Here is a 21,230-nt window from a genome sequence, read left to right on the forward strand (position 1 = left end):
ATGAATGAAAAAGAACGCATTTTAAAATTAGTAGAAGACGGGACATTATCTGCAAAAGAAGCAATTACGCTACTTGAAAAATTAGAAGAAAATCAGTCCATTTCACTAGAAAAATCAACGGCTGATCATACCTTTCATGAAGAAAAAGCTGGCACAGAGAATAAAGGAACTGGTACTGAAAACCTCGGTGCAAAGCTGTTTGGATGGTTAGATTCGGCGGTGAAAAAGGTCAAAGATGTCGATCTTGATTTGAACTTTGGACAGTCCGTCGACGTTGAACACATTTTTCAATTCAAAGACGCGGCACTATCTCATTTAGATATTCAATTGGCAAACGGCAGTCTCAATTTGATGCCTTGGGATGATGGGGATGTTCGGGCAGAGTGTCATGCGAAAATTTACCGTGCAGAGGATGGAGAGCAGGCCAGACAGCAATTTCTTCAACATCTGGATTGCGGGCTTGAAGGGGACAAATTTTTTATCCGAACTGAAAAGAAGACCATGAAGGTCAATGTCACCCTGTATGTACCACGTATCCAATACGATAAGATCAAAGTCAAACTGTTTAATGGACCGATTCGCGGGGAAAAGCTAAAGACAAAAGAACTGGCTGCAAAAACAACAAATGGAGTCGTCTCTTTTGCCTCTTTACAAGCAGAAAAAGTTGGAATTGAAACAGCAAATGGACAAATCAAACTGGCTGATCACGAGTGTGGTATGATTGAAGTAGAAACCATTAATGGGCTCATTGACCTGCGCGGGAAAAGTGAATCAATTGATGCACAGAGCTTCAATGGGAACATTGCTGTTCAGCTGTCAGATGAGAAATGCCGTTCGATCTATGCAAAAACGACAACAGGCAGTGTGGACGTTCAGATTCCGCGTGCTTGTGCAGTGACTGCGGAGCTGAAAAGCAATCTCGGATCGATCTCTCATGAGCTGCTTGATGCAAATATGATTAAAGAGAAAAATGAAACGCTGCAAAAAGAGAAAATGATCAAAGCCAATCAACAGGCGGAGCACAATATATCCATTTTTGCAGAAACAAAAACAGGCTCAATCCAAGTAAAGCACCAATCAGACAAGGAGTGATTCTACATGAAGAAGCTTTATCGTTCAGCGACAGATAAAAAAATAGCGGGTGTTGTCGGTGGACTTGCTGAATACTTAAGTGTCGATGCATCCCTGCTTCGTATTTTAACGGTGATCATCGGATTTATGACAGCATTTATGCCGATATTCTTGATCTACTTCATCTGGTATTTTGTTGTTCCGGAAGAAGGCACTAACTAAATGCTTAGATGGATCGTTAGTATTTTCGTCAATGCATTACTTTTAATCGTCATTGCTGGATATTTTGATTCAGGCATTCTGCCAGGCCTTGGTAGTGTGTATATTGAAGGCTTTGGCGCAGCGATTGTAGCAAGTATTATTTTGTCCTTGCTCAATATTTTAGTGAAGCCGTTTTTGATCATTTTAACGCTGCCAGTGACAGTACTTTCACTAGGATTGTTCCTCTTTGTCATTAATGCCATCACACTGATGATGACCTCAAGCTTTATGGGAGATAGTTTTAACATTGATGGGTTTGGAACGGCCATTTGGATGGCTGTCATTTTATCCATTTTCCATCTGCTCATACAGAAAGGAATCGTGGAACCGTTAGCGAAAAAAAGCTAACGGTTTTTTTGTGTGAATTTATATCGTTTCCCCGTTCCATCTGTCATAAAAACCGTCTTCAGGAGACACAATATCCGAAGGGAGGCGGTGCACGATGGTGAATGTGAGCAGACAAATCATTCTTTTTCTTTTTTTGAGCATTCTTTTTTGTTTCAGTCAGCCTGCTTCAGCAGGATCTTTGACACAAACACAAGTGAACATACGAAATAAGCCCTTTTCACCTTTTATCTTTGATCAATTTCAAGTAGATGTCCGTCCGGTTCAAGGAAAAAAACGTGATCTTCAATTTAGGGCATCTATTAGTCAGTCAGAGCAAATTTTGTCTGCAAACTTGTACTATAAACAGAGTGATGAACTAGGATATCGATTGATCCCAATGGAACGATTGCCGGGGATGAAACCAGAATTCACAGCGAAAATCCCGACAGATCAATTGTGGAATCCAACAGTTCATTACTATACAGAATTCCTGACGCAGAAGTCTGTCATCAAAACAACCGAACAAGCAGTTCACTTAAACGGATTTGAAGAGGACCTCTCACAAATTCCTGAGCTATTGATGACAGAAATCGTCGTGAATTCAAAAAACCGCAAAGGCAAGGATGCTTTTGAATTCATCGAGGTGTATAACACAACACATGCACCTATTTCACTTCGACATTACCAGCTTCGCTATCGCAATCCAGCGCAAGGCGTGGAGATGGATGATATATATTCATTCCACACAAGTCCGATCACCATTTCTCCTGGAAAACCGTATGTATTTTGGCTTAGAAAAAAAGGGCAGGAGCATTTAACGGTAGCGGACTTTAATGCGATGTACAAAAGTCATTTAAAAGAGGGCGAGCATCTATCGGTCATTGAGAGTAAAGGATTGTCCAATTCTAAATCCCGCCTTGTTTCTATCACAACAAATATAGGAGAAGAGGTATCGTCGGCATCCTATCGTTTAAAGCCTTCATTGTTTAGCGAGCACAGATCGTTACTGTTCAAGTACCCAATGGATGGTACGACACAAATGAAGCTGATCTCGAAAGTGGAGGAAGAGCCGACACCCGGAAAAGTGTTAAAAGCACAAATTCCAACTGAAAAAAAAGAAATATCACAAGATGTTCATAAACCTGTGATCGAAGATATGACAGACAATCAACCGATAAAACCAACTGAAGGCATTGAAATGAGAGCAGATGTGCAGGATGATCAGTCCGTCAAAACGGTCAAATTGCGATATCGAACCAATCGTCATGAAGATTTTAAAGAGGTGCTGCTTCAAAAGGATCATAATGATCGGCTGTTTCACTATATTATTTATTCACCTGAGCTCATCGGTAAAGATCGATTGGAATATCAGATTGAAGCGTCTGACGGCGAAAATCAAGCAATGACAATGAAAAAAACAATTGATGTGGAACAAGTAAGCAAGGCTCACGGCCTTCGATTGAATGTAGAAGAAGGAGATACGGTTTCAGGCGTATTTCACTTAAAAGCAACAGCAGATCAGAAAAAAAGCATAAAATTAATGATAGATGGAAAACCGATTCGACAAGTATTCCCTGCACTTGAAGCAGATCCATATCTTGCATTTGATGTCAAAGGGACAAATTTATATTTTAAGAATGGTGTGTCTATAGGTAAGCACTTACTTTCCATTTTTGATGATTCGACAAAAGTGTATCGCACCTATACGATACCAATACCAGAAAAACACTTAGAAAAGGCAGGTCCACAAACGATATCATTCCATGCTGGGACGAAGTCATCGCCGTTTGACCGATTTCCTGGAGAAAATCACGATGATTTTGAATTGAAAAATGTCCAGATGATTTTATCGAATGGAACTCAAATTCTGCCTCTAAATGCGAGCCGGCATGAGGAATGGAAAATGGGCGACGGTAGCAGCGCTAAGAAGGTAAGAGCATTTCAGTTTCAAATCCCGAAGCAAGCATATGCTTCAAGCTATATTCAGTGGGATACAAGAAGGCTTAGAGAAGGAGTACATGTTGTTCAGGCTAAAACCGCAGACGAATCTCAATCTGTACGTGTGAAAGTCGATAACACGGGTCCGAAAATCAAGAGTAATATACAGGCAAAGGACCAATATAAAGGCGTCTTTACGTTAAAGGCAAAGGTGACGGATCGTTGGAGTGACATAGCGGAGATGAAGGCATATTTAGATGGAAAACCGATCTCTTTGCCTTATCAAACGTCCTCTAGCGAATTAGAACCTGGGGAGCACACATTGAAGATAAAAGCAAAAGATGCCGCTGGAAACAAATCAACTTTGAAAAAGGTTTTTAAGACGGTACATGAACACCCTGAAACGCCAGAGAGAGTGTCAGATAGGACAAAAAAGGAATCATCTAAGCAAACAGTGCTAACCAATGATCCTACTAATGATCAGTTAGATTACTCCTTTTACCGTGCCTATCAATATACATCGCTGCATCCGTCCATGAAGATTTTCAAATATGCAGCGGAAACAGAGCCGCCAAAACATTTAAATGAAACAAGGGAAATGATTTTTTCTGATCGAGAAAGAAATCGCATTGCATTTGCTGATGGTAAATCAGTGGAAACGAAAGATCTACAGCATTTTCCTTATCATCGCTTTCAAATCAAGGTTCATCACGATGTACGTGAAAAGGATGTTGTCGAGGCTGTATGGAAAGGAAGCTCATTATCAGGGAGAAAGGTAACGATGTACGCTTGGAATCATCAGCAAGAAAAGTGGGATAAAATCACTCATCACTTTGCCAAGGATGAAAAGGAATTTTACCTGAAAGGGCTGCTGTCAGTCAGACAGTATATGAAAAATCAAACGTTTGATTTGCTTGTACAAGATGAGATCAGTAAGGCGTTAAAGCCTTATAAGATGGTGTGGATGTCTGATACTCAATATTATGCCAGAAGTTATCCTCACATCTTCAAAAAAATAGTCGAGTGGATCAGAGATCAAAGGGACCCATTAAATATTCAATATGTGTTCCATACAGGTGATATTGTGGATGATTCAAAGGATAAGCAATGGAATCGTGCCGATACTTTTATGCGTGTGTTAGATCAGCATCAGATTCCTTACGGTGTATTAGCTGGTAATCATGATGTCAGACACAAAGACGGCCATTATAGGGAATATGGGAGATACTTTGGAGCGAAACGCTTTGAAGACAAGCCGTATTACGGTGAATCCTATCAAAACAATCGAGGTCATTATGATCTTATCTCTGCTGGTGGCAATGATTATATGATGGTGTATATGGGCTGGGGGATTAAGCAAAATGAGATTGACTGGTTAAATCGAGTCATTTCTGAACATCCAGATCGCATTGTCATTTTAAATTTCCATGAGTATTTGTTAGTGAGCGGCAATCGAAGCCCAATTGGAGATTTGATCTTCCATCAAGTGGTAAAACGTCACCCGAATATTGTCGCAGTATTTAGTGGCCACTACCACGGAGCCAGTCGAAAAGTAGATGAGATTGACGATGATCATGATGGAAAAGTGGACAGAAAAGTATATCAAATCCTTGCAGATTACCAGTCAGGTCCTGAAGGCGGTCAAGGTTTTATGCGGCTGATCACTGCGGATCAAGAAAAAAATCAGCTTCATTTCACCACATACTCACCCTACTTGAATCAAGAACATTTCTATGATCCAAAAACGTATGGAGATCAAGATGAATTTTCAATTGATGTCGATTTAACACCAAAAATGAAATCCGTTAAAACCAATTATTTTGAATTGAATGTCTACACAAACGTTCTTCTTGGAGAGGTCAAAGGTGTGAAAAGTGGTAAAAAAGCAAGCTTTGAATGGAAAGGGTTAAAGCCAAATCAAGAATATTATTGGTACACTGTCGCAAAAGACCGTTTCGAAGGGAAAGCGATTTCTCCTATATGGAAAATTCATACAAAAAATGATGATCAATCAACATTTCTTAGGAAATAAAAAACTGTGCTTTCAGGAGCACAGTTTTATCTTTCCATTGTGTGAGTGAGCTTGTATCGATCCCCTCTATAAACGGACATGACATACTCGAATGGAAGGTCATTTTGAAAATAAGTTGTTCTTGCAATGGAGAGAACAGGGTCCCCTAATGAAATAGACAGCACGTTAGCCTCTTCCTTTGAAGCAACATTGGCTTCAAGCTCCTGCTTGGCATGAGCGATGGTTAGACCTGTGTTCGCTTCTATATATTCATATAAAGATCCAGTTAAATGTTCCTTTGTGAGCTCGCCAGCAAATTTTTCAGGAATATAACTCGTTTCAATAGCCATTGGTTCATCGTTTGCAAGGCGGATTCGTTTTAATTCATAGACATCTTCACTGTTCGACAGTTGTAATGATTGCAGCAAGTGCTCTGGGCATGCGACTTTTTTGAAATCAATCAACTGACTTGAAGCTTTGAGCCCACGTTGACGCATATCTTCTGTAAAGCTTGTTAAGCCCTGAAGCGGTTGTTCAAATTTCTTTCGGCTAACAAATGTTCCTTTTCCTTTTTGCCGGTATAAATATCCTTCGTTCACAAGGTTCGATAAGGCTTGTCTGACAGTCATTCGGCTAATACCAAAGCGTTCGGCATATTCTCTTTCAGAAGGAATGAGTGTATCAGGTGCTAATGTTCCATCCTCAATCTGCTTTTTCAAGTTCTCCATAATCTGATGGTACATGGGGATAGGTGACTGCTTATCAATAAACATGTGAAAATCCTCTCGTGTTTAGCGTAGTGAACCAGCTTCTCGATCAATAAAAATCGTCACATCTTCATGAAGTTTCAGAGCAGATGCAGGGAAGTCTGGGTGAATCTCTGTTTGTTCTAAATATTGTATCACGTCCGCTTTTGATTTTCCTGATGCGAGAAGGAGAATTTTTTTACTTGAAAGAATGCTTGCAATTCCCATTGTAATGGCATGTGTAGGTACCTCATCTATAGAAGAAAAGTACCTTGCATTGGCTTGGCGAGTGTGTTCATCTAATTGGACGACATGCGTCTTTGAGTCAAAAGGAGTACCAGGTTCATTAAACCCGATATGTCCATTTTGTCCGATACCAAGAAGCTGAAGATCAATACCCCCTAAATCTTCAATGAGCTGATCATACCTTAAGCACTCTTCTTCCAAGTGAGCAGCAGCACCATTGGGGAGGAAATATTGATCTGATGGGAGATCAATATGGTCGAATAAATGACGCTTCATGTAAGTCATATAACTATTTTCATGATTTGGATCAATTCCCACGTACTCATCCAGATTCACTGTTCTTGCTTGTTTGAAAGACAATTGTTCTGTTTGATGCAACTGAATTAACTCTTTATAAGTATCAATTGGTGTACCGCCAGTTGCCAGACCGAGAACCGCATCTGTTTTTGATTTAATGGTACGTGCAATGAAAGCAGCTGCTGCTTTTCCTAATTGATCTTTATCTGCAAATTCGATGATGTTCATCAGTGTGTGGCCTCCTTTTTTTCATAAACGATTTGTCCATGGCAGATCGTCATCATGAGTTCGCCAGCTTCATCCCAAATGACCAAGTCTGCCAGTTTTCCAACTTCGATCGAACCGAGCTGATGATCGATCCCGAGCTGAGTGGCTGCATTTGTTGAGGTCATTTGAGCAATTTCTGTCCATCCACATTGTGTGATCTGTCTCATACGTTTGACCCCATCTTTCATTTGTAAAATCGATCCTGCAAGTGTTCCATCTGCTAGCAATGCTTTTTCACCGCTGACTGTCACAGTCTGTCCGCCAAATTCGTAGGTTCCCTCTCCAAGTCCTTTTGCACGCATTGAGTCTGTAATCATGATCAAACGTTCACTTCCCTTAGCCAAATACGCAAGCTTTACGGAAAGAGGATGTGAATGAATGCCATCTGTAATCAGCTCAGTCAAAAGCTTTTCGTTTGTAAGCGCAGCTCCTGCAACATTTGGCTCACGATGCTGAAATGAACTCATCGCATTATAAAGATGCGTGACATGACGCGCGCCGTGCTTTGCTGCTAGTTCAATCATGTCATGAGGAGCATTTGTATGTCCAATAGAAGGAATGATATTTTTTTCTTTTAGCAGGGAAAGAAATGCAAAATCAGTATCTTCCTCAGGTGCAAAAGTGACAATTCGAATCAGCTGATCAGATGCACTCAGCCATTTCTCAAAAAGAGGAAGGTTAGCCTGTGTAATCCATTGAGCAGGCTGCGCTCCAGCTTTATCTTTAGAAATAAAAGGACCTTCTAGATGAATGCCTAAACATTGTGCCTGACTTCCAGCTTGCTTTTTATTATAGGGTCTCCACTGTGCGACATTTTTAAGTGCTTGCTCAATCTCTTGATGATTTTGTGTAATGGTTGTTGCTAAAAAGCTTGTCGTTCCTTCTGCGGGTAAGTGATCAGCAAGTGTATTCATGGCTTCTGGTGTGGCATCCATCATATCTGCACCATATCCCCCATGGATGTGAATATCAATCATTCCGGGGAGTAAATAAAAGTTTTCCCGGGAAATATATACTTTTTCATAATTTCCTGTCGGCGGTGATGTTGAAATATAGTCGATCTTGCCATCGCGTAAACCGACAAAACCGTTTTCAATGATTTCTGTCTTTGTCACAATATGAATATTGGAGAGCAATAAAGAACTGCTCATGATTGTGCCCCCTTATTCTCGTCGTTAGATTCAGTTTACCTTTTTTAAGTATAGTTGTCTATACCAGTAAATGTGATGAAACAGGATCAGGATAAAATACTATTTTGGGTTCATCATTGAAAGTGATAAAATAGAGCTGTATTTCTGAAACGCCTGCGATAAAAGGAGGAAGAAGCGTGCCGAAAGTTCGTACGAAGGACATAATGGAACAATTTCATCTTGAACTGGTAAGTGGGGAAGAAGGGATTAATCGTCCCATTACAATCAGTGATCTTTCCAGACCAGGTATTGAAATGGCTGGATATTTTACATATTACCCAAAAGAAAGAGTTCAACTTTTAGGGAAGACAGAGCTTTCTTTTTTTGAACAGCTCCCAGAACGCGAACGAAAGCAGAGAATGATGTCTCTTTGTACAGATATTACCCCTGCCATCATTTTGTCACGAGATCGTGAAGTACCAAAGGAATTGATCGAAGCTTCAAATGAAAATGGAGTGCCGGTTTTACGCTCAAGCTTAAAAACGACAAGACTTTCAAGTCGATTAACGAACTTCTTAGAAAGCAAGCTTGCACCAACGACTGCGATTCATGGCGTACTCGTAGATGTATATGGTGTAGGTGTACTGTTAATTGGAAAAAGTGGCGTAGGAAAAAGTGAAACGGCTTTAGAATTGGTGAAGAGAGGACACAGGCTGGTTGCAGACGATTGCGTGGAAATCAGGCAAGAGGATCAGGATACGTTAGTTGGAAGCGCACCAGAGCTGATTGAGCACCTTCTAGAAATCCGTGGATTAGGCATTATTAATGTGATGACCTTATTTGGAGCGGGCGCTGTCAGAAGCTATAAGAGAATTACGATTGTTATGAACCTTGAGCTTTGGGAACAAGGCAAACAGTATGACCGTTTAGGACTTGAGGAAGAAAAAATGCGGATCATCGATACAGATGTTCCAAAGCTGACCATCCCTGTACGTCCGGGACGAAATTTAGCGGTCATCATCGAGGTAGCTGCTATGAACTTCAGATTGAAACGAATGGGACATAATGCAGCGGAACAATTTACAAGTAAACTTGCCGATGTCATTGAAGACAATGGCCAGGATGAATAGGAGCTGTCTATATGAATGAAGCAATTCAACCAATTGATCCGATTGCTTTTCAGCTCGGACCTATTTCGGTTCATTGGTATGGTGTGATTATTGGGGTCGGAGCGCTGCTTGGACTCTGGCTCGCATTAAGGGAGTGTGAAAAAAGAGGCATCAATAAAGATATGTTTATTGATCTCATCTTATTTGCCATACCTATCGCCATTATTTGTGCACGAATTTATTATGTATCCTTTGAATGGGATTATTATCAGCAGCACCCAAATGAAATCATCAAGATTTGGAATGGCGGAATTGCCATACATGGTGGACTGATAGGGGCGGTGCTGACAGCGATTGTCTTTACTAAAGTGAGGAAGGTGTCCTTTTGGAAAATCGCCGATGTCGCAGCGCCTAGTATTTTACTAGGGCAAGCCATCGGGCGCTGGGGGAACTTTATTAATCAGGAAGCGCATGGTGAGGCTGTTTCAAGAGCCTTTTTAGAAAATTTGCACCTGCCTGAGTTTATTATTAATCAGATGTACATTGACGGGACCTACTATCACCCTACGTTCTTATATGAATCATTATGGAATATCGCAGGCGTTTTGATATTAATCTTATTACGTAGAACATCATTGCGTCGAGGCGAAATTTTCTTGTCTTATTTAATCTGGTATTCAATCGGCCGTTTCTTCATTGAAGGAATGAGAACAGACAGCTTAATGCTGACTGAGCATCTTCGAATTGCACAGATGATTTCGATTGCCATATTTGCAGTGGCTGTTTTGCTGATTGTGTTTAGAAGAATCAAGGGATATGCATCTATACGGTATAAAGAGAACAACTCATCAAATTAAGCAAGGGGGATAAGAGATGGGTGAGACATGGAAAAACGGCTTGAAAGCAGGGTTATCGACAACTTGGACACTTGGAAAAGTCATTTTTCCGGTTACCATTCTCGTTAGTATCTTGCAGCATACACCTGTGATGGATTGGATGATACAATTCATCCGTCCATTTATGGGTCTGTTTGGTCTTTCAGGGGAAGCGGCCATTCCGCTTGTTTTAGGAAATATGCTGAACTTGTATGCGGGTATTGCAGCCATCTTGACATTAGAGCTGCCGGTGAAGGAAGTGTTCATTTTAGCGGTCATGCTCTCTTTTTGTCACAACTTGATCATCGAATCAACAGTGGCGGCGAAGGTTGGGCTGCGGGTGTCTGTCATTTTGCTAGTCAGAATCAGTCTTGCCGTCGTGTCAGCAGTTGTCATTCATCTCGTTTGGCAGGGAGGCGAGGAGCCGGCGCAATATGGTTTGCTGACAGCTGCTCAGTCGGCTGATGTGCCTTCTAGCTGGTATATGATCGTACTTCTTGCTTTACAGAAAGCTGTTCTTGGTGTGCTGCAGCTGGCTTGTATTGTCATTCCTCTCATGATCATCATTCAATTCATGAGAGACTTAGGGTGGCTCCATACGCTGTCTAAGTGGCTGTCTCCTTTTACGAGAATGCTTGGAATGAAAGAAAATACGTCTATGACGATGGTGGCTGGTTTAACCATTGGTCTTGCCTACGGGGCAGGCGTCATGATGAAGGCAGTGGAAGAGGACGGTGTCAGCAAAAAGGATTTAACGCTTGCTTTCATTTTCCTTGTGGCGTGTCATGCGGTGGTCGAAGATACACTCATTTTCATTCCATTAGGTATTCCAGTCTGGCCGCTTCTTCTTATTCGCCTTATTTCTGCTATTTTATTGACAGCTGCCATCAGCTATATTTGGCGGAGGCGGGAACATGCAGCTGTTAGAAAGGAAGCTATATGAACCAATCAACTATTAACACAGTGCTATTTGATTTAGATGGCACATTAATCAATACAAATGAATTAATTATTGCTTCATTTCAGCATACGCTTGATCATTATTATCCTGGTCAATACAGCCGTGAGGATATCCTTCATTTCATTGGTCCATCATTATTTGATACATTCTCTGCAATGGATCCGAATCTGACAGATGATATGATCCAGATGTATCGAACGTTTAATCATGAACAGCATGATCTGCTTGTGACAGAGTATGAGACGGTGTTAGACACGTTGAAAATTCTTCAGGATCAGGGGTTTAAGCTCGGAATTGTGACAACAAAAATCCGTGATACGGTCTTAATGGGATTAAAGCTGACTGGGTTGGAGCCATTTTTTGAGGTCATTGTCACACTTGATGATGTACAAAATGAAAAGCCGCATCCAGAACCAGTTCAACTGGCATTATCCAAGCTCGGCAGTGATCCGCATGAGGCGATCATGGTTGGTGATAATTATCACGATATTTTATCTGGTCAAGCGGCAGGGACGAAAACAGCAGGTGTTGCTTGGTCTATTAAGGGAGAAGAAGCCCTGTTAAAGCATCGCCCAGATTATATGCTGCAGAAAATGAGTGATCTCTTGGCGATTGTTGGAGCTGATTAAGTTGAGAAAAACAGATCGTTATCCTGTCAAAGGGGTCAATTCGCTTAGACAAGTCTATCGAACGGTCCCCTTTCTCAAGGTTGTGAAAAACTTTATCTTTATTCAAATGGCAAGGTATACGCCTTTTATGGGAATGAAAAATTGGATTTATCGCACCTTCCTTCGAATGAAAGTCGGGGAGGATACGGCGTTTGCTTTAATGGTGATGGTCGATCTCATGTTTCCTGAGAAAATCACTGTCGGTCGAAATAGTGTGATTGGTTATAACACAACCATTCTGTCCCATGAGTATTTGATTAAAGAGTATAGGCTTGGGGAAGTCTATATTGGTGATGAAGTCTTAATTGGGGCAAATTCAACGATCCTACCTGGAGTGACAATTGGTGATGGTGCAATTGTTTCGGCGGGAACTCTTGTGAACAAAGATGTTCCGGCAGGCTCCTTTGTTGGAGGTAATCCAATGCGGATGATATATACAAAAGAGGAAATGGAAGCACGTCAATCTACGTCTGCTGAGTAGCTCGGCAGACTTTTTTGTTGACATTCTAACATGGTGTAACTATAATGATTACAACAGAGGTGAGAAAACATGAAAATCAGCAGCAGATTTACTGTCGCTGTCCATATTCTGGCCTTGCTATCACTTGAAAAAGGATCATTACAGACATCGGAGGATATCGCAGGAAGTGTCAATACAAATCCAGTGGTGATTCGCCGTATCATGAGTAAGCTCAAAAAAGCAGGCCTAATCTCAACGAGTCTTGGCAAAGGCGGTTCTCAATTGAACCGAAGTGAGGGTGACATCACACTGCTCGATGTGTATAAAGCGGTTGAAGTTGTGGATGAGGGAGAGTTGTTTCAAATTCATGAAAGCCCAAACCCTGACTGTCCGATCGGTGCAAATATTCAAGCTGTACTAGAATTAATTTTGTGCCGTGCTCAAAGTGCGATGGAGCAAGTGCTTGCTGAGATCAAATTAAGTGAATTAACGCAGGTTTTAATCAAAAAAATTGGATGATCTATTCAATTTTTTTTACCTCTGTTGTAACCATTTTGGTTACATCTTAAGTGATCAAAATAACCTTATATTGTAGGAGGAATTTACATGAACATTGGAATCATTGGCGCAACAGGTAAAGCAGGACAACACATTTTAAAAGAAGCTCAATCGAGAGGGCACGAAGTAACGGCAATCGTTCGAGATGCACAAAAAGTGACTAATTCATCAGCAGCTGTTTTAGAAAAGGATGTTTTTCACTTAGAGGCAGGAGACGTCAAAGGTTTTGATGTGATCGTAAATGCATTTGGTGCCCCAGCAGGACAAGAGCACCTTCATGTAGAAGCAGGAAAAAAACTCATTCATCTCTTAAAAGAGACACCAGAAACGCGTTTAATCGTTGTGGGAGGCGCTGGAAGTTTATTTGTAGATGAGGCCAAAACAACTAGACTGATGGACACACCGGAGTTTCCAAAGGAATACTTTGCTACTGCTTCACACCAAGGAGAAAACTTAAAAGATCTTCAAAAGACCGAAGGATTAAAATGGACATTTTTAAGTCCAGCAGCCTTCTTTAATCCAGCAGGCAAACGGACAGGTGCTTATGTGAAAGGCAAAGACCATCTTATCGTTAATTCGAAGGGTGACAGCTATGTGAGTTATGCTGACTACGCCGTTGCGCTTGTCGATGAGATAGAACAAGCTGCTCATGTTGGAGAACGTTTTACTGTGGTTTCTGAAGCAGAATAAGAATATAAAAACCCCGCTAAATAGCGGGGTTTTATGCTTTAATAATAATCGCCTGACTGCCCATCTGTTTCCAAGAATCTTCAAACTGTTCACGATCGACTTTTTGATTCTTCTCTCCGTAAGGGTTATTTAAGTAGACGTGATCTTTGTCGTAGCCTGTGATGACTACGCTGTGCATATTAAAGCTGATATCTATTTTCCCATTTGGTGTATTCCATGTTTCAATGTTATCTGTTTTGGCAAAGGTCGAAGTGGTAATGACCCAGACAGGATAACCTTTTTCAAGTGATTGGTAAATGGCCTTTTTAACTGGCTTGCCGGTTAAGTCAACGGCTTGATTACCTACATATTTTTTCGCAAGCTGATAAATGGGTTCATGGTACACACCAAGACCTGGCCCATTCTCCATATCGCCTACAAACCCGTCATGAGGGTCTCCCTTTAAGCCATTCTCATAATTGAGCGGGACACGCTTAATCTCGTTTGCCAATGCGTTTTTCGTTATATGCTCATAGCCGCTGTAATGAAGAAGCATGGCTAAGCTCGTGACTTCGCATCCGTTATAAAGCTTTGGTGCATCCATTTGATTAAAGAGGATGACGTCCATGGCTTTTTTATTTCCTTTTAAACTAGATTGTGTCGTTTCTGTTTTTTTCGTAGAACGCGTTTCTTCTGCTGCTAGTGCGGTATCATTTTCTTTTTCTTTGGCTTCTTGCGGTGACGTTGTTTTCTTGACTTGGTCGAATTGTGAAATGAAAATAAAGCCGAAATAAACAAGACATGCGCACAACAAAGTTAAGATTAATGTCTGGATGAATTTCACTGTAATCTCCTGTGTTATTCAATATTTTTAAGTATTATAGCATGTTCCTAAAGCAAAGAGATCAAAAAGGATTAGGTGTCATTTTAATGTAATATATGAACAAATGATTAAGGAAAAAAAGGGGAAAATAAAAATGATTGATTTAATCACTTTATTTTGTTAGCATATTATCATATTAGCGAACTAAAGGATTCGGAATTTTTTGTTTTAATGTGTTGGAGGTGCAGAAGAACATGTTTATGTTTGAGAAACCGTATGGTATGCGTGATTCATTACCAGGATTGTACGAGACGAAGAAAAAAGTGAGACATTCTTTAACAGAGGTCATGAATGGTTGGGGTTACCGATTGATGGAGACACCAACGCTTGAATTTTACGATACAGTCGGTGTTCAATCGGCGATTACAGATACACAGCTCTTTAAGCTTTTAGATCAGAACGGGCAAACCCTAGTACTCAGACCTGATATGACGGGACCTATTGCGAGAGTAGCGGCATCAAAGCTCCATGAACAGGCGTATCCGCTTCGAGTCGGTTATGCAGCCAACGTGTTTCGGGCACAGGAAAGAGAAGGCGGAAGACCTTCTGAATTTGAGCAGGTCGGTATTGAGTTGATCGGTGATGGTTCGATTAGTGCAGATGCTGAAGTCATAGCGCTTGTCGTGTTTGCATTAAAAAATGCTGGACTTCAATCCTTCAAAATTGCGATCGGGCATGTGGCTTTGGCTGAGACCTTGTTTTTAGATGTACTAGGGAATACAGAGCGGGCGAACGTATTGCGCCGATTTTTATATGAAAAGAATTATGTGGGATACAGGCAGCATGTCAAACAATTGCCGCTCTCATCCATCGATAAAACAAGGCTGCTCCAGCTTTTAGAGCTGCGCGGCAGTCAAGAAGTGACCCAGCAGGCTGAAGAAATTGTGGTGTCACAAGAGGGCAAAGAAGTGCTGGCGGAGTTAAAGGCGCTGTGGGAGACACTTGAAGATTACGGCTGTACAGAATATATCCGTTTGGATTTAAGCATGGTTAGTCATATGAGCTACTATACGGGGATTTTGTTTGAAGTATTTGCAGATCATGTTGGGTCTGTGATCGGAAGTGGAGGAAGGTATGATCAATTGCTTGCTCACTTTGATGCACCCGCACCCGCTACAGGCTTCGGACTTCGATTAGACCGTCTTCTTGAGGCGCTCGACGCAAAAGAAATAAATGAGCCCCAAGAGGCTGTGATTTTTAGTAAAGAACAGCGGCTTGAAGCATTTGATTTTGCAGAAAAAGAGCGGACAAAGGGCAAAAGGATTGTTCTCCAAGACTTAGCAGGTATTGAAAATATCGATGCCATGACCAAGGCATTTGAGCAAGTGACTTATTTTATCGGCGCTAGAAAGGAAGAGCAAAATGGGTAAAGTGTTGACAATGGCAATGCCAAAGGGGCGGATATTTGAAGAAGCAGCAGGGCTATTAAGACAGGCTGGATATCAGCTGCCGGAGGAATTCGAAGATTCAAGAAAATTAATCATTGATGTACCGGAAGAAAATCTTCGCTTCATTTTAGCGAAGCCAATGGATGTGACGACATATGTAGAGCACGGTGTAGCAGATGTGGGCATTGCAGGCAAAGACGTCATGCTTGAAGAAGCACGGGATGTGTACGAAGTGCTCGATTTAAACATTAGCAAATGTCATTTAGCTGTAGCGGGCTTGCCAGGAGCCAGCTGGGGCGGTGTCGCACCGCGTGTGGCTACAAAGTACCCAAATGTCGCTTCTTCTTATTTTAGAGAACAAGGTGAGCAGGTGGAGATCATTAAGCTAAATGGTTCCATTGAATTAGCACCGCTCATCGGGCTTGCCGATCGAATTGTTGACATTGTCTCCACCGGTCAAACACTTAAGGAAAATGGACTTGTCGAAACGGAACATATTTGTGACATTACGTCACGTTTTATTGTCAATCCTGTGAGCTATCGAATGAAGGATGCGGTAATCGATGAAATGGCGCAGCGTCTGGCAAGAATCATCGAAGGAGAAGGGGAGGAAACATCATGAACATCACCTACATACAAGATGGTGAGACAGACACTCTCTCACTCAAGCGTTCTCTAGATACAGGAACGGAAGAGCAGCGATTGGCTGTTCAGCGAATAATCGAAGAAGTGAGAAAAAATGGTGACGAAGCGGTACGGACTTTCACGAAGCAATTTGACGGTGTCTCTATTGAACAGCCACTTGTGACGGAGGATGAAAAGACAAAAGCCTACGAACGTTTGGACCCGGAGATGATCAAAATCATCCAAACGGCGATCCGGAATATTCGAACATACCACGAGCGTCAGCTAACCTCCTCTTGGTTTTATCACCAAAAGGACGGCTCAATGCTAGGTCAGAAAGTAACATCGCTCGATGCGGTCGGTGTATATGTCCCAGGCGGAACGGCCGCCTATCCATCATCTGTTTTAATGAATGTGATCCCGGCACTTGTAGCCGGCGTTGAGCGAATTGTCCTTGTGACACCGCCAGGAAAAGACGGTCGTCTGTCTGACGCTGTACTAGTAGCAGCGAAGGAGCTGGGCATTTCAGAAATGTACAAAATGGGTGGTGCTCAGGCGATAGCCACTCTTGCATATGGAACGGACAGTATCCAGCCTGTTGATAAAATCACCGGTCCAGGAAACATTTATGTAGCACTTGCCAAACGGGAAGTATTTGGTCAAGTAGACATTGATATGATTGCGGGCCCAAGTGAAATTGCTGTTTTAGCAGATGAAACGGCAGCTGCACATGAGGTGGCAGCTGATTTGCTTTCACAGGCAGAGCATGATGCGTTGGCATCTAGTATTTTGGTGACACCATCTAAAGGATTGGCTGAAGCAGTGCAAGCAGAGGTGCAAGCGCAGCTTGATAATTTGCCAAGGAAATCAATCGCAGCACAATCTATTCAAGACCATGGTTATATTTACGTGACAGAATCTTTGGATCGTGCAGTTGATATCGTGAACCAGTTAGCCCCAGAGCATTTAGAAGTGCTGACGGCGTATCCAGCATCACTACTTGGTCAAATCAAGCATGCTGGAGCGATTTTCTTAGGGCGTTACAGCCCAGAGCCGGTAGGGGATTACTTCGCAGGACCGAACCATGTGCTGCCAACAAACGGGACGGCAAGATTCTCCAGTCCGCTTGGCGTCACGGATTTCCAAAAGAAAACGAGCATCATTTCATATAGCAAAGAAGCTTTTGAAACACATAGCGAAAGCATTGCGGCTTTTGCAAGATTAGAAGGGCTTGAAGCACATGCAAGATCGATTGAAGCGAGAAAGCGGGAGGAATCAAAATGAGACAGGCGGAAACAGCGAGACAGACAAATGAAACGAACATTTCGTTAGCGCTAGAGATTGATGGTGAAGGAAAAGCAGATATTCAGACAGATGTCCCTTTTATGACGCATATGCTCGACTTATTCACAAAGCATGGGCACTTTAACTTATCTGTAGATGCAAAAGGAGACACAGATGTCGATGATCACCACACAACAGAAGATATTGGCATTGTGCTTGGGCAGATGTTTAAAGAAGCGCTCGGTGATAAGAAAGGAATTAAGCGCTACGGCTCTAGTTTTGTTCCAATGGATGAAACACTCGCCCAAGTCGTCGTGGATTTAAGCAATCGTCCTCATTTGGAAATGAGAGCCGATTTCCCTAGTCAGAAGGTCGGCACCTTTGATACGGAGCTGGTTCATGAGTTTCTTTGGAAATTTGCCCTTGAAGCACGAATCAATCTGCATGTGATCGTTCACTATGGAACCAATACCCACCATATGATTGAAGCCATTTTTAAAGCGATGGCACGCGCCTTAGATGAAGCAACAACCATTGATCCGCGTGTGAAAGGGATTCCGTCGACAAAGGGGATGCTCTAATGATCGGTGTCATTGATTACGGAATGGGAAATTTGTTCAGCGTATCAAAAGCGCTGGAACGAGCAGGTGCCCGTTATATTGTCTCCGCTGATGTGGAGGAGCTCAAAAAGGCAGATGCTTATATTCTGCCTGGGGTCGGTTCGTTTCGTGATGCGATGCAGTTGTTAAAACAGACAGGACTTGAGGGATTTATCCACCAAGTCGTGCAGGAAGGAAAGCTGCTATTTGGCATTTGCCTTGGGATGCAGCTGTTATTTGAAGAAAGTGAAGAGGCAGGGCGTACGAAAGGGTTGGGACTGCTAAAAGGGCGTGTCGTTCTTTTAAAGGATCATGACCAAGATGGGCAAAGGCTGAAGGTGCCTCATATGGGGTGGAATGAGCTCACATTTCACCAGCCGTCACCATTATTTGACGGTGTGCCGGAAGGATTTGCATACTTTGTTCACTCTTATTATGTGAGCGGCATGAATCCAGAAGACCTATTGGCAAGTGCGTCCTATGGTGTGCAAGTACCTGCTGTTGTTGGGAAGAGGAATGTGTTTGGAACGCAGTTTCACCCTGAAAAAAGCAGTACAACAGGAATGGCACTGCTGAAACAGTTTATTCAATTAGCAAACGAACAGAGGGTGAGCAAATGAGTGATTTTACATTATATCCAGCAATTGATATGAGAAATGGCAAATGTGTACGACTTGTGCAAGGAGACTATGACCAAGAAACCATTTATGGAGATTCACCGTTAGACATGGCGAGACGGTTTGCAAATGAAGGAGCGAAATGGATACATCTCGTTGATTTAGATGGCGCAAAAGCAGGAAAACGCGTGAATCACGAGCATGTGCTATCGATTGCTTCCTCATTAGATGTGAATGTCCAAATTGGCGGCGGCATTCGGACAGAAGAAGATGTTGCATTTTATTTAAACAATGGCGTATCAAGAGTCATTCTTGGCAGTTCAGCAGTGTCAAACCCGGTTTTTGTGAAAAAAATGCTGGCGCAATATGGGGAGAAAATCGCCATTGGCATTGATGCACGAAACGGTTTTGTATCGACTGAAGGCTGGCTTGAAACGTCGGAAGTGAAGGCGGAGGAACTTGGTCAGGAACTGGCAAAGGAAGGCGCAGAGGTCTTCATTTTCACGGATATTCAAATGGATGGCATGCTGTCTGGTCCAAATGTGGAAAGTACGGTTCGATTAGCAGAAGCAACTGGCAAACAAGTCATTGCCTCAGGTGGTGTCAGTGCAGTGAGTGATCTGCAAAAGCTGTCAGCCCAAAAGCAGACAGGTGTGTCTGGTGCCATCATTGGCAAGGCGCTGTACACAAAGCAATTTACTTTAGCTGAAGCGTTTGAAGGGCTTGACAGCATATGATGACAAAACGAATCATTCCATGTCTTGATGTAAAGGAAGGGCGTGTTGTCAAAGGGATCCAATTTCTAGGTTTGAAGGATGCTGGTGATCCGGTCGAATTAGCGCAGATCTATGACGAGGAAGGTGCGGATGAACTCGTCTTTCTTGATATATCTGCCTCTCATGAAGGCCGAAAAACGATGGTGGATGTGGTCAAACAAGTGGCATCCACTCTCGCTATCCCGTTCACGGTGGGCGGCGGGATTAACCACCTTGATGACATGAAGCGTATATTAAGAGCGGGGGCAGACAAGGTGTCTGTGAACACAGCGGCTGTTTTAAGACCGGAGCTAATAACAGAAGGAGCCGACTTTTTTGGTTCACAGTGCATCGTTGTTGCGATTGACGCGAAATACGATGAAGAGAAACAAGCATACATGGTCTATACGCACGGAGGACGCCGTCAAACAGATTTAGAAGTGAGTGACTGGGCGAAAGAAGCCGTGCGAAGAGGAGCAGGCGAGATCTTGCTGACTAGCATGGATGCCGATGGTGAGAAAACGGGCTTTGAGCATCGTTTGACGAAGCTTGTATCAGAAGCAGTCACAGTGCCAGTTATTGCTTCAGGAGGTGCTGGCAATGCGCAGCATATGCTGGAGGCTTTTACGAAAGGTGAAGCTGATGCCGCACTCGCAGCCTCTATTTTCCATTATAAAGAAACCTCCATTCAAGAGGTGAAGACATATTTGAGAGAACACGGGGTGAAGGTAAGATGAAACAGGCAAACGAATTAACCTTTAATGATGCAGGTCTCATTCCTGCCATTGTACAGGATGCTCAAAGCAAGGAAGTTCTTACTTTGGCGTATATGAATCAGGAATCCTATGAAAAAACATTAGAGACAGGGGAAACATGGTTTTTTAGCAGATCGAGAAATGAGCTTTGGCACAAAGGAGCCACATCTGGACACACCCAGCGTGTTACATCTATTCGCTATGACTGTGATCAAGATGCCCTGCTTGTTCTAGTGACACCAAGCGGCCCAGCCTGCCATACAGGCAGCTATAGCTGTTTTTCAGAAGAGGGCGTGAAACAGCAAAGGGGAGAACAAGACCGCTTTGCCATTTTAAATGAACTGGAACAGGTCATTGCAAAGCGGCAGACGGAAATGCCAGAAGGAGCTTATACAACCTATCTTTTTGAAAAAGGAGTCGACAAAATCCTGAAAAAGGTAGGGGAAGAAGCATCTGAAGTTATCATTGCGGCGAAGAACCGTGATCAAGAAGAATTGACATGGGAAACAGCAGATCTCCTGTATCACCTTCTTGTGTTATTACGTGAACAGCAGCTGCCTCTTGATGATGTATTAAAGGTATTGAAAAAGCGCCATCAAGGGGAATGAAAAGCTGGGGGTACCCCCGGCTTTTTGCTTTTAAATGAAAAACAAATCCTTCCTTTCCTTTTGTTCTATGTGACGACTCATGAAGTATGTTATACTACACACGGTACACTGTTCGAAATGGAG

General features: G+C 42.4%; 23 protein-coding genes. 19 read left to right on the plus strand and 4 right to left on the minus strand.

Features of this window, described 5'->3' with window-relative positions:
• The 4 genes from ACRRMM_RS11950 to ACRRMM_RS11965 all read left to right on the plus strand — a co-directional run bounded on the left by ACRRMM_RS11950 (nucleotide 1) and on the right by ACRRMM_RS11965 (nucleotide 5,629).
• A complete protein-coding gene (locus ACRRMM_RS11950; protein ID WP_007500040.1) occupies nucleotides 1-1,092 on the plus strand; it encodes a DUF4097 family beta strand repeat-containing protein in 1,092 nt (363 codons plus the stop codon).
• A 6-nt stretch (nucleotides 1,093-1,098) separates the two neighbouring features.
• Entirely contained in the window at nucleotides 1,099-1,293 is a 195-nt protein-coding gene (locus ACRRMM_RS11955) for a PspC domain-containing protein (protein ID WP_008348183.1), read from the plus strand.
• Entirely contained in the window at nucleotides 1,294-1,680 is a 387-nt protein-coding gene (locus tag ACRRMM_RS11960) for a phage holin family protein (protein ID WP_007500042.1), read from the plus strand.
• A 94-nt stretch (nucleotides 1,681-1,774) separates the two neighbouring features.
• Nucleotides 1,775-5,629, plus strand: coding sequence for a metallophosphoesterase (locus ACRRMM_RS11965; RefSeq protein WP_428828633.1), 3,855 nt, complete (start codon nucleotides 1,775-1,777; stop codon nucleotides 5,627-5,629).
• A 26-nt stretch (nucleotides 5,630-5,655) separates the two neighbouring features.
• On the opposite strand, the gene ACRRMM_RS11970 is transcribed toward ACRRMM_RS11965, so the two are convergent.
• The 3 genes from ACRRMM_RS11970 to nagA are packed head-to-tail and all read right to left on the minus strand — an operon-like array spanning nucleotide 5,656 to nucleotide 8,315.
• Complete coding sequence (locus ACRRMM_RS11970; RefSeq protein ID WP_017357890.1) at nucleotides 5,656-6,381, minus strand: GntR family transcriptional regulator; 726 nt, start codon at nucleotides 6,379-6,381, stop codon at nucleotides 5,656-5,658.
• An 18-nt stretch (nucleotides 6,382-6,399) separates the two neighbouring features.
• Entirely contained in the window at nucleotides 6,400-7,125 is a 726-nt protein-coding gene (gene nagB / locus ACRRMM_RS11975; protein WP_270110989.1) for a glucosamine-6-phosphate deaminase, read from the minus strand.
• Nucleotides 7,125-8,315, minus strand: coding sequence for an N-acetylglucosamine-6-phosphate deacetylase (gene nagA / locus ACRRMM_RS11980; protein WP_144666181.1), 1,191 nt, complete (start codon nucleotides 8,313-8,315; stop codon nucleotides 7,125-7,127). The genes nagB and nagA overlap by 1 nt, the downstream gene beginning before the upstream one ends.
• Nucleotides 8,316-8,491: 176 nt before the next feature.
• Between nagA and hprK the strand changes: the two genes are divergently transcribed.
• The 7 genes from hprK (at nucleotide 8,492) to ACRRMM_RS12015 (ending at nucleotide 13,615) form a co-directional block, all read left to right on the plus strand.
• On the plus strand, nucleotides 8,492-9,424 hold the full coding sequence (hprK, locus tag ACRRMM_RS11985) for an HPr(Ser) kinase/phosphatase (protein WP_003212943.1): 933 nt from the start codon (nucleotides 8,492-8,494) through the stop codon (nucleotides 9,422-9,424).
• Between the two features lie 11 nt (nucleotides 9,425-9,435).
• The gene (lgt, locus tag ACRRMM_RS11990) at nucleotides 9,436-10,260 is read left to right on the plus strand and encodes a prolipoprotein diacylglyceryl transferase (RefSeq protein ID WP_017368118.1); all 825 of its coding nucleotides are present in this window, start codon (nucleotides 9,436-9,438) and stop codon (nucleotides 10,258-10,260) included.
• 16 nt (nucleotides 10,261-10,276) lie between these two features.
• Nucleotides 10,277-11,221: a nucleoside recognition domain-containing protein gene (locus ACRRMM_RS11995; RefSeq protein ID WP_035389628.1), complete on the plus strand. Its 945-nt coding sequence runs from the start codon at nucleotides 10,277-10,279 to the stop codon at nucleotides 11,219-11,221.
• Nucleotides 11,218-11,868: a pyrophosphatase PpaX gene (gene ppaX / locus ACRRMM_RS12000; RefSeq protein WP_007500058.1), complete on the plus strand. Its 651-nt coding sequence runs from the start codon at nucleotides 11,218-11,220 to the stop codon at nucleotides 11,866-11,868. Before ACRRMM_RS11995 ends, ppaX begins: the two co-directional genes overlap by 4 nt.
• Nucleotide 11,869: 1 nt before the next feature.
• Nucleotides 11,870-12,388 carry an acyltransferase gene (locus ACRRMM_RS12005; RefSeq protein ID WP_017368116.1) on the plus strand — a complete coding sequence of 173 codons (519 nt, stop codon included), beginning with the start codon at nucleotides 11,870-11,872 and terminating at the stop codon, nucleotides 12,386-12,388.
• Between the two features lie 69 nt (nucleotides 12,389-12,457).
• Complete coding sequence (locus ACRRMM_RS12010) at nucleotides 12,458-12,886, plus strand: Rrf2 family transcriptional regulator (RefSeq protein ID WP_048003036.1); 429 nt, start codon at nucleotides 12,458-12,460, stop codon at nucleotides 12,884-12,886.
• 87 nt (nucleotides 12,887-12,973) lie between these two features.
• Complete coding sequence (locus ACRRMM_RS12015) at nucleotides 12,974-13,615, plus strand: NAD(P)-dependent oxidoreductase (protein WP_035389623.1); 642 nt, start codon at nucleotides 12,974-12,976, stop codon at nucleotides 13,613-13,615.
• A gap of 31 nt (nucleotides 13,616-13,646) precedes the next feature.
• On the opposite strand, the gene ACRRMM_RS12020 is transcribed toward ACRRMM_RS12015, so the two are convergent.
• Nucleotides 13,647-14,438 (minus strand): C39 family peptidase, encoded by a 792-nt coding sequence (locus ACRRMM_RS12020; RefSeq protein ID WP_116306273.1) that lies wholly within the window; start codon nucleotides 14,436-14,438, stop codon nucleotides 13,647-13,649.
• Between the two features lie 233 nt (nucleotides 14,439-14,671).
• Here ACRRMM_RS12020 and ACRRMM_RS12025 point away from each other — a divergent pair, with 233 nt between their 5' ends.
• Genes ACRRMM_RS12025 through hisIE form a run of 8 tightly spaced genes read left to right on the plus strand, consistent with a single transcriptional unit; the run spans nucleotide 14,672 to nucleotide 21,107 of the window.
• Nucleotides 14,672-15,847 carry an ATP phosphoribosyltransferase regulatory subunit gene (locus ACRRMM_RS12025; RefSeq protein ID WP_428828632.1) on the plus strand — a complete coding sequence of 392 codons (1,176 nt, stop codon included), beginning with the start codon at nucleotides 14,672-14,674 and terminating at the stop codon, nucleotides 15,845-15,847.
• Nucleotides 15,840-16,487 (plus strand): ATP phosphoribosyltransferase, encoded by a 648-nt coding sequence (gene hisG, locus ACRRMM_RS12030; RefSeq protein ID WP_007500071.1) that lies wholly within the window; start codon nucleotides 15,840-15,842, stop codon nucleotides 16,485-16,487. The genes ACRRMM_RS12025 and hisG overlap by 8 nt, the downstream gene beginning before the upstream one ends.
• Nucleotides 16,484-17,773 (plus strand): histidinol dehydrogenase, encoded by a 1,290-nt coding sequence (gene hisD, locus ACRRMM_RS12035; protein ID WP_428828631.1) that lies wholly within the window; start codon nucleotides 16,484-16,486, stop codon nucleotides 17,771-17,773. The genes hisG and hisD overlap by 4 nt, the downstream gene beginning before the upstream one ends.
• Nucleotides 17,770-18,354, plus strand: coding sequence for an imidazoleglycerol-phosphate dehydratase HisB (hisB, locus tag ACRRMM_RS12040; protein ID WP_007500075.1), 585 nt, complete (start codon nucleotides 17,770-17,772; stop codon nucleotides 18,352-18,354). Before hisD ends, hisB begins: the two co-directional genes overlap by 4 nt.
• Nucleotides 18,354-18,992 (plus strand): imidazole glycerol phosphate synthase subunit HisH, encoded by a 639-nt coding sequence (gene hisH / locus ACRRMM_RS12045; protein WP_428828630.1) that lies wholly within the window; start codon nucleotides 18,354-18,356, stop codon nucleotides 18,990-18,992. Before hisB ends, hisH begins: the two co-directional genes overlap by 1 nt.
• Nucleotides 18,989-19,726: a 1-(5-phosphoribosyl)-5-[(5-phosphoribosylamino)methylideneamino]imidazole-4-carboxamide isomerase gene (gene hisA / locus ACRRMM_RS12050; protein WP_017357903.1), complete on the plus strand. Its 738-nt coding sequence runs from the start codon at nucleotides 18,989-18,991 to the stop codon at nucleotides 19,724-19,726. The genes hisH and hisA overlap by 4 nt, the downstream gene beginning before the upstream one ends.
• Nucleotides 19,723-20,481: an imidazole glycerol phosphate synthase subunit HisF gene (gene hisF, locus ACRRMM_RS12055; protein WP_008348145.1), complete on the plus strand. Its 759-nt coding sequence runs from the start codon at nucleotides 19,723-19,725 to the stop codon at nucleotides 20,479-20,481. The genes hisA and hisF overlap by 4 nt, the downstream gene beginning before the upstream one ends.
• The gene (gene hisIE, locus ACRRMM_RS12060; RefSeq protein WP_008348143.1) at nucleotides 20,478-21,107 is read left to right on the plus strand and encodes a bifunctional phosphoribosyl-AMP cyclohydrolase/phosphoribosyl-ATP diphosphatase HisIE; all 630 of its coding nucleotides are present in this window, start codon (nucleotides 20,478-20,480) and stop codon (nucleotides 21,105-21,107) included. The genes hisF and hisIE overlap by 4 nt, the downstream gene beginning before the upstream one ends.
• Nucleotides 21,108-21,230: the final 123 nt, after the last annotated feature.

Origin of the sequence: Bacillus sp. XT-4, from assembly GCF_050864245.1 — a bacterium.
Classification (GTDB): domain Bacteria; phylum Bacillota; class Bacilli; order Bacillales; family Bacillaceae; genus Bacillus; species Bacillus altitudinis.

Coding starts and splice junctions, on each gene's coding strand:
- ACRRMM_RS11950 (WP_007500040.1), top strand. CDS start 1: ATGAATGAAAAAGAACGCATTTTAAAATTAGTAGAAGACGGGACATTA.
- ACRRMM_RS11955 (WP_008348183.1), top strand. CDS start 1,099: ATGAAGAAGCTTTATCGTTCAGCGACAGATAAAAAAATAGCGGGTGTT.
- ACRRMM_RS11960 (WP_007500042.1), top strand. CDS start 1,294: ATGCTTAGATGGATCGTTAGTATTTTCGTCAATGCATTACTTTTAATC.
- ACRRMM_RS11965 (WP_428828633.1), top strand. CDS start 1,775: ATGGTGAATGTGAGCAGACAAATCATTCTTTTTCTTTTTTTGAGCATT.
- ACRRMM_RS11970 (WP_017357890.1), bottom strand. CDS start 6,381: ATGTTTATTGATAAGCAGTCACCTATCCCCATGTACCATCAGATTATG.
- nagB (WP_270110989.1), bottom strand. CDS start 7,125: ATGAACATCATCGAATTTGCAGATAAAGATCAATTAGGAAAAGCAGCA.
- nagA (WP_144666181.1), bottom strand. CDS start 8,315: ATGAGCAGTTCTTTATTGCTCTCCAATATTCATATTGTGACAAAGACA.
- lgt (WP_017368118.1), top strand. CDS start 9,436: ATGAATGAAGCAATTCAACCAATTGATCCGATTGCTTTTCAGCTCGGA.
- ACRRMM_RS11995 (WP_035389628.1), top strand. CDS start 10,277: ATGGGTGAGACATGGAAAAACGGCTTGAAAGCAGGGTTATCGACAACT.
- ppaX (WP_007500058.1), top strand. CDS start 11,218: ATGAACCAATCAACTATTAACACAGTGCTATTTGATTTAGATGGCACA.
- ACRRMM_RS12010 (WP_048003036.1), top strand. CDS start 12,458: ATGAAAATCAGCAGCAGATTTACTGTCGCTGTCCATATTCTGGCCTTG.
- ACRRMM_RS12015 (WP_035389623.1), top strand. CDS start 12,974: ATGAACATTGGAATCATTGGCGCAACAGGTAAAGCAGGACAACACATT.
- ACRRMM_RS12025 (WP_428828632.1), top strand. CDS start 14,672: ATGTTTATGTTTGAGAAACCGTATGGTATGCGTGATTCATTACCAGGA.
- hisG (WP_007500071.1), top strand. CDS start 15,840: ATGGGTAAAGTGTTGACAATGGCAATGCCAAAGGGGCGGATATTTGAA.
- hisD (WP_428828631.1), top strand. CDS start 16,484: ATGAACATCACCTACATACAAGATGGTGAGACAGACACTCTCTCACTC.
- hisB (WP_007500075.1), top strand. CDS start 17,770: ATGAGACAGGCGGAAACAGCGAGACAGACAAATGAAACGAACATTTCG.
- hisH (WP_428828630.1), top strand. CDS start 18,354: ATGATCGGTGTCATTGATTACGGAATGGGAAATTTGTTCAGCGTATCA.
- hisA (WP_017357903.1), top strand. CDS start 18,989: ATGAGTGATTTTACATTATATCCAGCAATTGATATGAGAAATGGCAAA.
- hisF (WP_008348145.1), top strand. CDS start 19,723: ATGATGACAAAACGAATCATTCCATGTCTTGATGTAAAGGAAGGGCGT.
- hisIE (WP_008348143.1), top strand. CDS start 20,478: ATGAAACAGGCAAACGAATTAACCTTTAATGATGCAGGTCTCATTCCT.